This window comes from Paenibacillus ginsengarvi, assembly GCF_003626695.1.
Lineage (GTDB): Bacteria > Bacillota > Bacilli > Paenibacillales > NBRC-103111 > Paenibacillus_AB > Paenibacillus_AB ginsengarvi.
The window spans coordinates 1-13,852 of sequence record NZ_RBAH01000039.1; the positions used below are offsets into that span (position 1 = coordinate 1).

At 53.0% G+C, this 13,852-nt stretch carries 10 protein-coding genes; 3 read left to right on the forward strand and 7 right to left on the reverse strand.

What is annotated here, in order from left to right; genetic code table 11:
• Positions 1–308: 308 nt before the first annotated feature.
• The 3 genes from D7M11_RS33045 to D7M11_RS33050 all read right to left on the reverse strand — a co-directional run bounded on the left by D7M11_RS33045 (position 309) and on the right by D7M11_RS33050 (position 3,275).
• Complete coding sequence (locus D7M11_RS33045; protein ID WP_120751544.1) at positions 309–1,619, reverse strand: ABC transporter substrate-binding protein; 1,311 nt, start codon at positions 1,617–1,619, stop codon at positions 309–311.
• A gap of 400 nt (positions 1,620–2,019) precedes the next feature.
• Complete coding sequence (locus D7M11_RS37830; RefSeq protein WP_275671756.1) at positions 2,020–2,145, reverse strand: hypothetical protein; 126 nt, start codon at positions 2,143–2,145, stop codon at positions 2,020–2,022.
• Between the two features lie 179 nt (positions 2,146–2,324).
• Positions 2,325–3,275 carry a DUF1861 family protein gene (locus D7M11_RS33050; RefSeq protein WP_240041416.1) on the reverse strand — a complete coding sequence of 317 codons (951 nt, stop codon included), beginning with the start codon at positions 3,273–3,275 and terminating at the stop codon, positions 2,325–2,327.
• A gap of 122 nt (positions 3,276–3,397) precedes the next feature.
• On the opposite strand from D7M11_RS33050, the gene D7M11_RS33055 reads away from it, so the two are divergent.
• Together D7M11_RS33055 and D7M11_RS33060 are read left to right on the forward strand one after the other, a co-directional pair.
• On the forward strand, positions 3,398–4,282 hold the full coding sequence (locus D7M11_RS33055; RefSeq protein WP_120751545.1) for an AraC family transcriptional regulator: 885 nt from the start codon (positions 3,398–3,400) through the stop codon (positions 4,280–4,282).
• Positions 4,283–4,828: 546 nt separating this feature from the next.
• On the forward strand, positions 4,829–6,550 hold the full coding sequence (locus D7M11_RS33060) for a glycosyl hydrolase family 28-related protein (protein WP_120751546.1): 1,722 nt from the start codon (positions 4,829–4,831) through the stop codon (positions 6,548–6,550).
• A gap of 228 nt (positions 6,551–6,778) precedes the next feature.
• Here D7M11_RS33060 and glpK read toward each other — a convergent pair whose 3' ends face one another.
• Positions 6,779–8,263, reverse strand: a complete 1,485-nt coding sequence (gene glpK, locus D7M11_RS33065) for a glycerol kinase GlpK (RefSeq protein ID WP_205127145.1) — start codon at positions 8,261–8,263, stop codon at positions 6,779–6,781.
• A 221-nt stretch (positions 8,264–8,484) separates the two neighbouring features.
• Here glpK and D7M11_RS33070 point away from each other — a divergent pair, with 221 nt between their 5' ends.
• Positions 8,485–8,685 (forward strand): DUF6199 family natural product biosynthesis protein, encoded by a 201-nt coding sequence (locus tag D7M11_RS33070; protein ID WP_120751548.1) that lies wholly within the window; start codon positions 8,485–8,487, stop codon positions 8,683–8,685.
• A 24-nt stretch (positions 8,686–8,709) separates the two neighbouring features.
• Here D7M11_RS33070 and D7M11_RS33075 read toward each other — a convergent pair whose 3' ends face one another.
• From D7M11_RS33075 to D7M11_RS33085, 3 genes are all read right to left on the reverse strand, one after another.
• Entirely contained in the window at positions 8,710–10,443 is a 1,734-nt protein-coding gene (locus D7M11_RS33075) for a glycerol-3-phosphate dehydrogenase/oxidase (RefSeq protein WP_120751549.1), read from the reverse strand.
• A gap of 220 nt (positions 10,444–10,663) precedes the next feature.
• Complete coding sequence (locus D7M11_RS33080; RefSeq protein ID WP_120751550.1) at positions 10,664–11,479, reverse strand: hypothetical protein; 816 nt, start codon at positions 11,477–11,479, stop codon at positions 10,664–10,666.
• 78 nt (positions 11,480–11,557) lie between these two features.
• Complete coding sequence (locus D7M11_RS33085; protein WP_120751551.1) at positions 11,558–13,840, reverse strand: AraC family transcriptional regulator; 2,283 nt, start codon at positions 13,838–13,840, stop codon at positions 11,558–11,560.
• Between the last annotated feature and the right edge of the window lie 12 nt (positions 13,841–13,852).

The window sequence follows — 13,852 nt, forward strand, 5'->3', positions numbered from 1 at the left end:
TTAATAAACTCAAACACAATCGGCGCTTGGCAACCCGGTACGACAAATTGTCCTGTACCTTTGTTGCCTTTTTAAAGTTGGCTTCTTCCATGGTTTGGTTAGCCTAGTGGTTTGAATACACGCCCTAGTCCGAAACCCGGCAGTATCCCATTTCTTGAGGTCATTTGCTCTTGGTCTTTTCGATGTAAGCGTTGATCTTTGCTTTGGCTTCCTTCAATGCGGTGTTGACTGAAACAGAAGCTTCATCGGAACTACCCCCATTAAACGGATAGATTCGCTGCCTCGATAAGCTTATCTAGGGATACCGCTTACTTCGTGCCATCCGCGGCAATTGTCTTGTTCAGGTTTTCTTCCATATCGCGAAGCGCAGTATTAATGTCTTTTTCGCCCTTCACGACGGCTGCGATGCCTTTCCGCATTTCATCTTCGGCATTGCCATCGAATTTCGTGATCAGCTTCGGCTCGGACGCTTGCGATTTGAATACGGCTTCCAGGTGTTTCCCTTTCAATTGCGGCACGTTCTGCCCGAAAACCGTATTCAAAGTTGGGAACTGAAGTACTGGGAATCGCGCATTCTTGGCCATATCGGCCTGAACCTCTTCGGAAAGGATCGTGGAGATTGCCGCAAACGCCTCATCCTTGTGCCTGCTTGTCTGGGTGATGTGAAGAATCCAGGCGTCGGACCGCATGCCGATATTCGGCTTGTCTTTAAAAGACGGGTATTGGGCGATATCCCAGTTAAAGTCCGGCAGAGCGACCAAGGTGGGCAGCACATTGTTTGTCGGATACATGGCGATGTTTCGATCCTTAATAAATGGGTTAATGCCACCTTGGATCTTCTCGTTCCCTGGAATATCATAGAAGCTTTTCAGCATCGTGAATATCCGTTTCCATCCGTCATTATTGAAAGTTGCCTTGAGGGTCTTCGTATCAATTCCCTCAAGACCGAGCTGGTACCCTGACATCTTCGGCTGGTCGGGTTCCATGCCGCGATATTGGACGTCCCCGTCTTTACGCGTCAGCTTGATGGCAAGCGTTTGATAATCGTCCCATGTCATACCGTCCTTCGGATATGCAACCCCGAATTTATCGAAGATGTCCTTGTTGTAATACAGCGCGCTGAAATGCATCGTCCATGGCAGACCCGTCAAAACCGTCGAGTCGCTCGACACTTTAACCGAGTTCAAAGCAGCGGGATCCAGCTTCGACAAATCGAAGTTAAACTTCTTGATCAGCGGCTGAATGTCGTATTCCAGGCCCCGGCCTGTATACCGGTAGGGCAAGTTATTGCTCTGCATGACGATATCGGGTATGGTTCCTGCGGCGATCAATGCGTCAAGGGTAGTGTCCTTTTGCGCCTGATCATAAACCTCGAAGGAAATATTCGGATATTTCTTTTTGACCGGGTCTTCGAAATATTTTTTGAATTCATCCGGACCAATCCAACCGACATTGATTGCGATAGACAGCTTCACCGGATCGCTGCTGATCTTTACCTCCGGAGGCTTTCCGGTCTGATCGGTACCCGGAACCGCGGTCTTTCCGTTTCCCGAATTACAGCCGAACAACACAGAGACTGAAGTCAAAAGCATGAGCATGGAACGAGTTTTTACGAACATTCTACTAGCCACCCTTTCATCTCAGTTTATGTTTATAGCTGTTCCAATCATGAATCTACCTTGCTCCCGTTATCACACCGTCATGAATGGAACCGCTTACTTTCCCCCTTCCAAAGAAGGGATGCCCTCATCATAAAAAACATTGACATGCCGGCTTTTCGTATTTTCCGCCAAACCCCGTATATCTTCTGCTTTCATAAGAACCATTTCTTTGACAACCAATTCGTGGCCTTTTTTGTTCGGATGGTTGCTCCAGCTTAACAGCTCCGACGGGTCTGCGGTTTCTGAGTAACGCCCGAATGCGGCAAAGCTGTCAGCCAGTCCGACGCGGTATTCCGAAGCGAGCGAATTTGCTCCGCACTCCCCTGCAAGCGTCCATTCGGCTGCCCTCGAGTTGTCGTTAACGCTGTTTTCCCAAGAGCGAATGCTCGCCTCTTATCGCGGTGACGATCACGTCAATGACGACAAACGGGTGAACGGCTTTAACTTCCGCAGAGTATTGGGGATAGGTGTGCAACGTGTCCACGTTTCGGCATATCGTTACCCCGTACGGAAACCGCTTTCACAAATTCCGAAAAAGTTTGCTCCGTTTATGAAAGAACCCAATTCGTCTAGTACATTCCTTATCACCTTCCCCTCCACTGATCTTGACCTTTTACGTGGTTAACCGTTTAAAATCAGTCTATGCCTTCTTACAAGCTGCCTCTAGACAATGCGCCCATGCCCCTCGAACGGATTGTCGATCGTAATACGTCCCGTCTGGCAATCGCCGATGCCGCTGTAAAGATCGGCCTTGCCGTCCGAACGCATCACAATTCCAGAAGTAAAGGCGCAGTCGACCAATTGTGGTGCCTTGGCGGGTCCCGGCGGATAGCAGGTACGACTTCCGATCAATTGAAGGTCCGAAGACTCACGGGTGGTTGGATCGAAGATGAAGGCCATGTTCAGGTACACCTTCACTTTCCCGCCGTTCTCATCCTCATCGATGTAGCAGATGTGTCCGATGACGCCGATTTTGCCGCTGTCGAGCAGATAAGCCTGATTAACCCCTCCCCATTCGCCTTCCCCGAAAATACCGTAGATGTAAGGTGCGTTCTCGATGACGTCCGCAGTCAGCTCTTCCAGTCTGTCAAGGACCGTGAAGCCAATCATGGATTCACTCCCGTATTTGCCTACCATCCCCGCACTGCGCGGACGAGAAAAGACGCCAATCTTGCCGTCCGACAACCGAACAAGGCGAATATCCTTCATCTTGTTAGGTCCCGTAGTGAAGTAGTATAAATTGTGGAGGTCGGTACCCCGATAGAAATAACCGAAAAACGTGCTGTATTTTCCAGACTGATATTGTACATGTGTCCCACCCAAGACCAGCTCATCACCGATTTCCGAGATGTAAGGGTCTTCCAGCGTATAAATCATGCTATCTTTCACCACGGTCCATTCATCCTGTCCCGTCTCCTCGAACAGGCGAACCCAAGAACGAGCCCATTCCTCTCGACGCTCTAGCCGCCCGAACAAATAGCGCTTCCCACCCCGTATGAAAGGGATCGAAATATTGTAGACATCAAAACCGTCCACACCATAAAACACCAATGTCTCACTCTCATAAATTTTTTTTGTTTGTTCAAATTCAATTCTTTGCATCTTCCGGTTCAACTTCTCCCCCCCTGTTATAAGCATTTCCTTATCCTTCCTTTATTTATGGTAAAATAAATTAAAAATAAAAGCCTAACGCGTTTTTCGATAATTATCCCATTTTTTCTGAGGGGTCCTGCCATATGTCACAATTCCCAAGATATTTAAAAGACTATTCTACTAAGGACAGCCCGTTCCAGTTCGAGCTCTTAATTAATAGGCTGAAGAAAGGCTACCCTTCCCACCGGCAGGATTACCTGGAATTTTCATATGTCAAGAGCGGAACCGGCTGGGAAACGATCAATGGGGTAAAGCATCGGATGGAGGCGGGAACGTTTTCTTTTTTGCTGCCGTATCAAATTCATGAATTGTTCACCGATCCGGGATCGGAGCTAATTCTGTACAATTGTCGATTCAGTATGGAGTTGCTCATGGAACCGAACCAAGAAGAGTTGATGAACGGCATGGTCAATGGTACCGAAGGGCTGCCTTCCTTCGTGCAGTTCGAGGGGAAGGAGAAAGCGCGGACGGACAACCTGCTTGAGGAAATGATGGAGGAATACTCCGGCAGCGACCGATGGCGGAACAGCTACTTACAGGTTAAGCTGAAGGAGCTTCTCATTCGGTTCGACCGCTATCGGAGGAAGAATGGAATAACACCGAACGGGGAGCTCGCCTTAGGCAAATCAGCAGGAGCCGTCTGGCCGATCATCCACTATATAAACGGCAACTACCAGGAGGGTTTGACACTAGGCGGAATTGCCAAGCAGTTCTCACTGAGCATCTCCCGGGTCAGTGAAATCATTAAACAAGCTACAGGCCAATCGTACGTCCATTTCCTTCAGGATCTTCGCATCCGCCATGCGTGCAGCCTTCTCGTTTCAACGGAGATGAGCGTATCCGAAATCGCACTGGAAGTTGGCTACGGATCGTATAATACGTTCTCGCGGATTTTCCGAGGCACCAAGGGTATATCACCGTCAGAATATCGGAAAATGAAGACGAAAAAGTCAGAAACGGCACCTTAAATCACCTCGTATGCTCGCGATCCGTCTCTGGACGAAATTCATTCTGTAAGGCGCTGTTCCATAGCCACTTGACTAGCCTTGAAATATACGTCAGCAGAGCGAAATCGAAAGGCACCCGATAGTGGGGTGCCCTTCGTAAATCTTATTTATATCGTGGAAGCTTGGCGACTTAGAAACCATCTATAATATTCTGCCGAACGCTTAAAACCACGTTGCCTTTTTTATGGCCCTGCTCCACGTATAGCCCCGTTATCGCTATCAGGCGTATACCACACCGTTCGATGATCTAGCCGCTTGCTTTTTGAATGCATCACTCATCAAATTCATATTGCGCAGTCCCAATCCCAGAGTAGTAATACCGCACAGAGGTCTTTTTCTTTAGCATCTTTTTCGATATGACCTAATCACCAAGAAGGAAGTCCAAATCAACAATGGATCGATGCGTACGTCTTCTTTTACAATAGAGACTGTAAGCGCATACATAACGAAATAGAGGGATCTCTTTGCCTGAAAAACATTCAACTTTATAGTTAGGAGGACAAGGAAATGGACATGGAGACTAGCAAGCATGAACCGTCCCAAGAGCAGCAATCGAAGCTGAGCCGCAGAAAAGTGCTGGCAACGCTCGGGGCGGCAGGCGTAGCGATCGCCACGGCGGGAGTTTCGTTCAATCCGGCCGTCTACGCCAAGAAGAAAACGGCGGACAATTTCGTCGTTGCGGTCAATTCCGTCATCGATTTGCTTGAACTGGAAACGTCTTCTATCGCGGACGGACTGACAGTCCGCGTCCAATCGGTATTCGCGGTCGTTCCGGGAGGCGCGCCCGGTCCTTCCCGGCCGTTCGACGTGAGCGGGGGCGGAGACTTCATCTGGAAATCCGCCGAGCCGAAAGCGAATCACGACGGGGGCGTCGTCATCAGTCCGACCGTTCCTTGGAACGGACAGCTCGCGACTTTGGCCGGGTTTTTGGCCGGTACCGGCGAGACAGCTCCTACGGGAAACGGCTGCTGGGTGAGAACGTTTGGCGGCAGTATCAATCCGACGTGGTTCGGCGCGATTATGGACGGCGCGACCGACAACAGCGTACCACTTGCGGCGGCGATCGAGTGCGCCGTATCGAGCGGGAGACGATCGATCGTCCTGCCCAAAGGCGTATGCGCGACCTCGACAAGTCCGAACTTCGGGTATTCTCACATGTCCGTGAGAGGAGCCGGCAAGCACGATACCGTGCTGAAATATACCGGCCCCGGCCGCGGTTTTCAACTGAACGGGAGCCAGTTTGGACCCGCTGTCATTTATGGGATAACCGTGGAGGCGTTGACGGTCGAAGGCAACGGGGCGATCACCGACTTGTTCTATACGGAGAATGCATCCCACCTGGTTGTCCGCAACGTGAATTTGCGGGAAGCCAATTCGGCAACGGGAACGGCAATGAAGCTGCTTTGGACAGTGGCGAGCACGTTCGATGGCGTCACCTGTTCGGTTAATGAGCAGCCGATGACGAATAAGCCTTTCAACGGGATTTTTTTAGGCGCATCACCTTCCCGGGGTGCGAAAACGACCTGCAATACCTTCATCAATCCGATTATCGAAGGCATGACGGGGATAGGCATCCGGATCGAGGCCGCGGACCAGAATACGTTTGTTGGAGGCACGTCGGAGGTGATCGGTATCCACGGCGTCGTAGTTGCTCCCGGCTCCAGATGCAATACGTTTATCGGGCTTGGCTTCGAAGGCAATGGTACTGATGATTTAATGGACCAAGGGCAATCTACGAAGCTCATCAACTGCTATTCCGCGAGGAAACTGCATTTTGCGGTAGGCTCGCAAAATGCAGAAGTAAGCGGCGGTTTGCATGAACGGATTCAGACGGACGCGGGCGCGAGTCATACTTTGATCGAGAAGCTGACCGTCAATTACTGGAATACGTCGGCGGGCGGCGTGTTCGATAATGGTCAAGACTCGACGATCCGAGATATATACGACCACGATACGGCGCAATTCATTTATGTCAGAAAGCCTAGAACCGGCATCGCTGTAGGCGCTTCGCCGTTTTCGTTCAAGAACAGCACAGGATATATCGAACAAGTTGCCGTTCGGGGAGGTACGGTAACCCAGGTGCTGTTCAAGCGCGGCGGCGACCAGACGATTGTAGGAGGTGGAGCCAGTGGGCTCCCGGCCAACAATTTATACGCCTTGATGCCGGGCGACGAGTTGGTTGTCTCGTACTCCGCCTTGCCTGAAATGTTTGTAATCCCGATGGGCTGAAGAATAGCGTGAAACGTTGCTCCGCCGAGTATGCGGGCGCACGGGTTACTATTGGCGTCCATAACGTGTCCTGTAGAGGTTTACGACGATATGAAATGGACGTTTTCCCGTTATTACAAAGTAAGAAAAAGCCGCTCCCCGGCATCGCACTGCATACGATGCCGGGGAGCGGCCTTACTTAACGGCATTTACCTTTTACGCCAATAACCGAATAAAATCAAATCAACATTAAAGCTGGTAGCCGACCGCACGGCGCCATCCGCCATAGTTAGCGCTGCGAACGTCTTCGCTCATGGCCGGCTCGAATTGACGGTCACGTTCCCACAGCGACGCCAGCTCGCCGCAGCCGCTCCAGAAGCCGACGGCAAGCCCGGCCAAATACGCCGCGCCCTGAGCCGTAGTCTCCTGCACCTTCGGGCGCGTCACCCGGACGCCGAGCATATCGGCCTGAAACTGCATCAGAAAGTCGTTTTTCGTCGCCCCGCCGTCAACCCGCAGCTCGTTTAGGCGAATGCCGGATTCCCGCTCCATGACCCGCAGCACGTCCATCGTCTGGTAAGCGATCGATTCCAGCGCCGCCCGCACGATATGGGCTTTGCCGCTTCCCCGGGTCAGGCCGGTAATCATGCCGCGCGCGTCCGCATTCCAATACGGCGTGCCGAGACCGGTAAAAGCCGGAACGACGTACACGCCTTCCGTATGCTCGACAGACCTCGCCATTGCTTCCGTCTCGCCTGCAGACGTAATAAGCTGCAAGCCGTCGCGCAGCCATTGGATGACCGCGCCCGCCGTAAATACGCTTCCTTCGAGCGCATACGTCGTTTTATCGCCGACTCCCCAGGCGATCGTAGTCAGCAGCCCGTTTGCGGAAGCGATCGGCTTCGTTCCCGTATTTTTCAGCATGAAGCAGCCGGTGCCGTACGTATTCTTCGCCATGCCCGGCTCGTGGCAGCCTTGCCCGAACAGCGCCGCCTGCTGGTCGCCGGCCGCCCCTGCGATCGGGATCCGAATAGAGGCAGCCCCTCCGAGCAGCGCCGTTTCGCCGTAAACGCAGCTGGATGGCTTTACTTCCGGCAGCATCGCCGCCGGGATGCCGAATTTGGCCAAAATGTCCCGGTCCCACTCCAAGTCGTGAATGTTGAACAGCATGGTGCGTGACGCATTGGATACGTCGGTAACATGGGCCCGGCCTTCGGTCAAATTCCAGATAAGCCACGTATCGATCGTGCCGAACAGCGCTTCTCCCGCCTCCGCCTTCTCGCGCACTCCCGGCACATGATCGAGGATCCATTTCAGCTTCGTGCCGGAAAAATACGGGTCGGTGACGAGCCCGGTCTTCATCCGGATCGTATGGTCCCATCCTTCGCGGCGAAGCTGCTCGCACATCTCGCTCGTACGACGGCATTGCCAGACGATGGCGCGGTGTAGCGGTTTGCCGGTCGCCTTGTCCCACACAACCGTCGTCTCCCGCTGGTTCGTAATGCCGATCGCCGCGATATCCGCTGCATCGAGACCGGAAGCCGCCTCCAGCATCACCTGCCGCTGGGTGTTCCATATATCGTCCGCATCATGCTCGACCCAGCCGGCCTGCGGAAACCATTGCCGGAATTCCCGCTGGGCTTGGGCGGCAATCCGGCCGCCCTTGTCGAACAAGATCGCGCGGCAGCTCGTCGTCCCTTGATCGAGCGCCATCACATACCGTTTCATAACCATCCCTCCCATTCGTTTGCTCGTTATAGGAATCACGATACCATCCTTCGAGACGGTTGGAAATACGGGGGCGGAAAAAACGCCCCAGACGAAACTTTTAGGCTGCGCTTCACGTATCTAAATATATGAATTACTGCTGTGTGAAAGTATAATTAAAGCGCATACATCATGGACGGGCTTCTTGGCGCTACGAGAAATCAGCTTGCGAGTGCGAGGTGCCGCTAATGATTTTGCTGCAAATCGTCCCGTTTCTGTTTATCGGAATCGGGCTGCTCAGCCTATTTTTCCCGCAAAAAGCCTTGTTCTGGAACGCCGGCTGGCGGCGCCGGGATGCCGAGCCGGGCGAAGCCGCCCTCCTGATGAGCCGGATCGGCGGCCTGCTTGCCGTCGGCATCGGCATTTTCTTGCTGTTCGCCGATTCGTAAGGCCTGCCCCGCAGCAGGGCGGTGTTATAGCGCCGTATCGCTGAGCTCGGGGAACGTCGTCACCTGATGGATCGCTTCCTGCACCTGCTGACGCTCGCTCTCTTCCTCCTCTGCGCTCCAGCCGAGCAGCCGCGCCATCAGGCTCACGACCGGGTCGACCAGCGTTTCGGCCCGCTTCCGGTCAAACGTTACGAGCCCGGTCCGGCGTTGCAAAAAGTCCGATGCGGAAACCGTCATCTCATGCATCGTCGCGTAACGAAGCTCCGCCTCGAGCAGCCGCAGGTCGACCTTCGGCTGTCCCAAAACTGCCTGTTTCCCCGCCTTCGCGTTCCTTGCCTCCGAACCGGCCGCCGTTTCTCCGTCCAAACCGTCGTAGGTGCCGAAAATGACCGCTATGTTGGAACCGTATCGCCCTAGCAAATATTCGGTGTCCCTGGCGGACACGCCCGCCTTCGCGCCGCGCTCGATCCATTGTCGGCGATACTCCCCATAGGAAGCGGAGCCGCTGCAATCACCGCCGCTAATGTCGTCCCGATCCGTTTGGCAGCCGGTCTGCGGGCGTCCCTCTTCCTTGTGCAGCTCCCGTTCGACCAGATCGACCACCTTCTCGGCCATTTTGCGGAAGCCGGTCAGCTTGCCCCCGGCAATCGTGATCAAGCCCGAATCGGAGTGGAATATTTCGTCCTTGCGCGATATCTCCGACGGTCCCTTGCCTTCCTCGCGAATTAGCGGTCGCAGTCCAGACCAGGACGACTCTACATCAGCCGGTTTCAGCTTCACTCCGGGAAAGGCGTGATTGACCGCGTCCAGCAGGTAGTCCCGGTCTTTGCGCGTCGTCCGCGGCTCCTCGATTTTGCCGTCGTAGAACGTATCGGTCGTGCCGATATACGTTTTCCCTTCGCGCGGAATGACGAAGATCATGCGCCCGTCGGGTACGTCCAAATAAGCCGATTGCTTGACCGGCAGCCGGGCGTGATCGACAACCAGGTGAACGCCCTTTGTCAGCAGCAGCCGTTTGCCCTTCACCTCGTGATCGTCCGAGCGGACGCGATCGACCCACGGACCAGCCGCATTGATGATTTTTTTCGCATATATCGAATAGACCTGGCCCGTGCGCACATCCTCCACCCGTACGCCGGTTACCCGCCCGTTTTCGTACAGGAACCCGGTCGCCTTTGCGTAGTTGACCAGCTTCGCCCCGTGGCCGTGCGCCGTTTTGGCGATTTCGACGGTCAGCCGGGAATCGTCGGTACGGTACTCGTAGTAGAAGCCGGACCCTTTCAGCCCTTCGGTTTTGAACAGCGGCTCCATCTCCAGCGTTTTGTCGCGGCTGTACATGATGCGGCGCTCTCCGCGCTTAACGCCGGCGAGAAGATCGTAGACGTATAGGCCGACGGCGGACATGAAGTAGCCGTACGTGCCGCCTTTGTAGATCGGCAGCATCATCGGCGCGGGAATGACGATATGCGGCGCTTTTTGGTGCAGCAGCGCTCTTTCGCGGCCGACCTCCATGACGAGCTTCACCTCGCCCTGCTTCAAATAGCGCAGCCCCCCGTGAACGAGCTTAGTCGAGCGGCTGCTCGTGCCCCAGGAAAAGTCGCGCATTTCAATGAGCCCTGTATTCAGGCCGCGAAGGCTCGCATCCCAAGCGATCCCGGCTCCGGTAATGCCTCCCCCGATAACGAGAACGTCCAGCCGCTCGGCGGACATGATCTGAAGCTGCTGTTCCCGGCGGCTGGCGGAAAATGGTTGTTTCATGTCAGGTGCCTCCTAAAACGACGGCGCAGGTTCGGGTGCGAGGTTTTCGCGCGCATACGCAAAAACCCCTTCGCATGATAAAACGATCTGTTACGCGCGCGTAACAAAGCGTCTATCAGCAAAAGGGGTCTCCTCATCTCCGCCCGATTGTTGATGCCGTCCATTAATTGTTCTTGCTATCAAGAGTATCATACCCGATGCGGCACTGTAAAGTACCAGCCTATAAAGCCGAACCGCGCAAGGCGCTTATGAAGTCGTCACAATCATAAACGAACCCGTACAACAGCGCCACCTGCCAAAGAGCAATTTCTTTGGCTCGTTCCCCACGGGCCGTCTCTTTATTTTCGATAGCGGTTACCGCCTGCCGAATAGTCGAACACATAATTCCATGGCGAATCATATCGAACATCCCTCCAGGGGACGTCCAGAGGCAACCGTTGATCGTAAAACCGGTGTAAACAAGGTGATTGACGTTCAGGTGCCGGCACAAGTGGAAAAGCTCATGGGACGTTTCCGCAATCGGCTCGTCGCCGATCGGCCCAGCTTGCCGATGAAAGCTTATTGCCGCTTTTCCGTGTATAATGTCGCCCTGGTTGTGGTTACCGGGAAATACATTTGCCGCACGGAAAGCGTTCAGCTCTTTCAGCACTTCGTCTGCTTCCACGCGTTCACGGTCCGGCCCGGTGCCGGAAAGCTCTTTGACAAACCGATATCCGGGGTAAGAGCTGCTGTAATTCCCGCTCGATACGACGTGGATGAGCTTAATCGGGCTGCTGCGGACCGCCGCCAGCAGTTCCGGGAAGATGGCATCGCAAATATCGTATGAACGCGGCAAATATTCGACCGCCCGGTGCCAGCCCGGGAACTGTGCATTCGTCCCGCAATCCCATGCGTGCATAACTACGACGGCCGTGCGTCCGGGATTGAGCTTCAAGTTCGTTTTCTTCCAGCCACCGTAGCCTTCAGCGGGCACATCCCTATTGAAATCGGCATCGAACTGCTGGTAGTAGTTGGTTGGCACAGTAATAAAGCCCATAGAAACAAGATCTCCTTAGGAGCTATTACGTAACGGCTCCTTTAAGTTGGTGTTACTCGATCGGGATGTTTGCAGGCGTTATCGATACGGAACGTTGGACTCGGCTAAACTCTTCCGATAGTCCCCCGGAGTCGAACCGACCGTTTTTTTGAATGTGCGGATAAAAGCAATGGATGTTGTATAACCTACCTTGCCGGCAATTTCCTGAACGGGATCGTCGCTTTCGCGCAAAAGCTTTTTGGCATTCTCCATCCTTGTCCGAACCAGAAAATCCATAAAGTTTTCCCCAAACTCTTCTTTGAACAGCTGGCTTAAATATTTCCCGCTTATTCCGAATTTGTCGTTCAAGTAAATCAGCGAAAGATCGGGATTCCCATAATGATGTTTGATAAATCCCCTGACTTCCAATAATAGGATATGGTTGCTTTTTCGCGTACGGTCCAGTTCCATCTGATTCCAAAGTTCGTTCAGCAAATCCGTAAAGCCCGACGCGACCTCTTCCAGCGTCTCGGCCGAATCCATCATATCGAGAATATTCGGCATAAACTCCTGCTCCCATTTCTTTAGCCAGTCCGCAGACAGTTCCATCATGACGCGGCGCATGTAAAATACGGTGTAGTTGATCAGGTTGTTCAGGTCGTCCTTCGTAAAGACGCTGCTGCCAATCTGTTCAAAGAGCGCCCTGCATTTTTCGGCCCATTCCCTCTCGCCCCGCTTGAACGCCTGTACGAACGATTGCACAATCAGCACATGGTTGAAATTGAACATTTCCCCTTGCTTGACACGTATCAGATCGTGTGAAGCGATCATCCGATCTTTGCCTAAGGAAGCTTTGAATTTGAGGCAGTGAAGGGCGGACTCATAAGAAAACGATACCTGATATATCGTTTCCACTTCGGTGCCCATGCCGAAGGTGGCCGTAAACGGCAACCTCGATTTCATCCATTTCCCCGCGTGCTCGCATAGTCTGGAAAACAAACCGCTCGCCTTGCCGGATATTTGCAAAATTATTGCCAGCCGGCGATCGTCAACCCATTCCATCCAGATGGAAACCGCAAGTTCCGCGGCAAGCTCGCCGAGGCTTTTCTCCACGACGAATTTAAGCAGTTGCTGATCCTCGGGGGAATATCGCGAACAAAATGCAAGGTAACCATCGATTTCGGCTACGACTACCGCCGTAGTTTTCCGCCCGTCGTCCGTTCCGGAGCCTTGGCGAAACCCTGCAAACTGTTCCGCAAGCAAAGGCTGCTTCCCGGCCAGAAGGTCGAGAAAAATTGCACGCTTCGTATAGATCAGGCTTTCTTCCGCCTGCTTTTCAAATCTGCTTGTTTCCTCGGTCATCGCAACAATGGCCGACTCGATCGTTTTGAATTCGTCAAGCCGATTCGTGCGCAAGCCTTCCTTCGGTTCCTTGGTCTTTTTGAGCCGGTCTAGTATTCTCTCCATCGGCCTATAGTTTCTGCGACTGATGAAGATAATCCAAATAATTCCGATGATGACGGAAACGAGCCCGGCACCGATCAAGCCATAAGTAAAGGCAGACAAGGACCCGAGAAGCCCGATATATTTGAATCCGCCACGAATCTCGAAAGAAGTGTACCGCGAAGTCAGGCGGGTTAAGTCATCGCGGGAGAAACCATCCTTCGGATCCAGACCGGCCGCAACCATCTTTTGTCCCTGCGCGTCAAACAAACTCACATAATTCAGAGGGGATGCGGACATTTCCTCGATCAGCGACTGCAGCCGCTCCATGCTAACGTTCGCAACGATGAAGCCGGCAGGCGATAAATTGATCTTTCTTGCAAGCGAAATGACGTTTACCGGACGGCCGGACACGCCCTCATACACTCTCAAGCCGGACCAGCTATAAGGACGAGTTTCCTTCTGCAATTCTTCCAAATAAGACCTGTCGCTAAAATGCTCCATTTTCAAAATCGAATTTTCGAGAACCACATCGCCCTTGCGTTCCGGGTCGCGGACGACATAAATGGACTCGATCAAGGGGTGATCTTCCCGGATCTGCCTTAATTTAAGAGCTACTTCATAGGAGGAGAACCCGATTTTCCCTTCCTCCATAATAAATTGTTGAATATCCCGGTTTGCAAAAATTTCGCGCGTCAGAGTTTGATCGATTTCCCGCAGTGACTTGTCGATCGTCTGCAACACATCTCTAATAAAAGCTTCGTTTGCTTTCGAAGCCTCTTTTCTGGAAAGGTCGCTCACAGCCTTAAAAGAAATCAGCAGCAGTACCGTTACGATAATAATAAATACAGGCAAGTAGGATAACAGCAACCGATAAAACCAATTTCTGTGCAGACCGGACTCCTCCCTTGAAAGCTCCTCAATCCTGCGAACAAACATCCCGGGAACGGC

What these genes read in the sequence shown, in the direction of transcription:
- D7M11_RS33045 (WP_120751544.1), bottom strand. Translation starts at nt 1,619, where the DNA reads ATGTTCGTAAAAACTCGTTCCATGCTCATGCTTTTGACTTCAGTCTCT.
- D7M11_RS33055 (WP_120751545.1), top strand. Translation starts at nt 3,398, where the DNA reads ATGTCACAATTCCCAAGATATTTAAAAGACTATTCTACTAAGGACAGC.
- D7M11_RS33060 (WP_120751546.1), top strand. Translation starts at nt 4,829, where the DNA reads ATGGACATGGAGACTAGCAAGCATGAACCGTCCCAAGAGCAGCAATCG.
- glpK (WP_205127145.1), bottom strand. Translation starts at nt 8,263, where the DNA reads ATGGTTATGAAACGGTATGTGATGGCGCTCGATCAAGGGACGACGAGC.
- D7M11_RS33070 (WP_120751548.1), top strand. Translation starts at nt 8,485, where the DNA reads ATGATTTTGCTGCAAATCGTCCCGTTTCTGTTTATCGGAATCGGGCTG.
- D7M11_RS33075 (WP_120751549.1), bottom strand. Translation starts at nt 10,443, where the DNA reads ATGAAACAACCATTTTCCGCCAGCCGCCGGGAACAGCAGCTTCAGATC.
- D7M11_RS33080 (WP_120751550.1), bottom strand. Translation starts at nt 11,479, where the DNA reads ATGGGCTTTATTACTGTGCCAACCAACTACTACCAGCAGTTCGATGCC.
- D7M11_RS33085 (WP_120751551.1), bottom strand. Translation starts at nt 13,840, where the DNA reads ATGTTTGTTCGCAGGATTGAGGAGCTTTCAAGGGAGGAGTCCGGTCTG.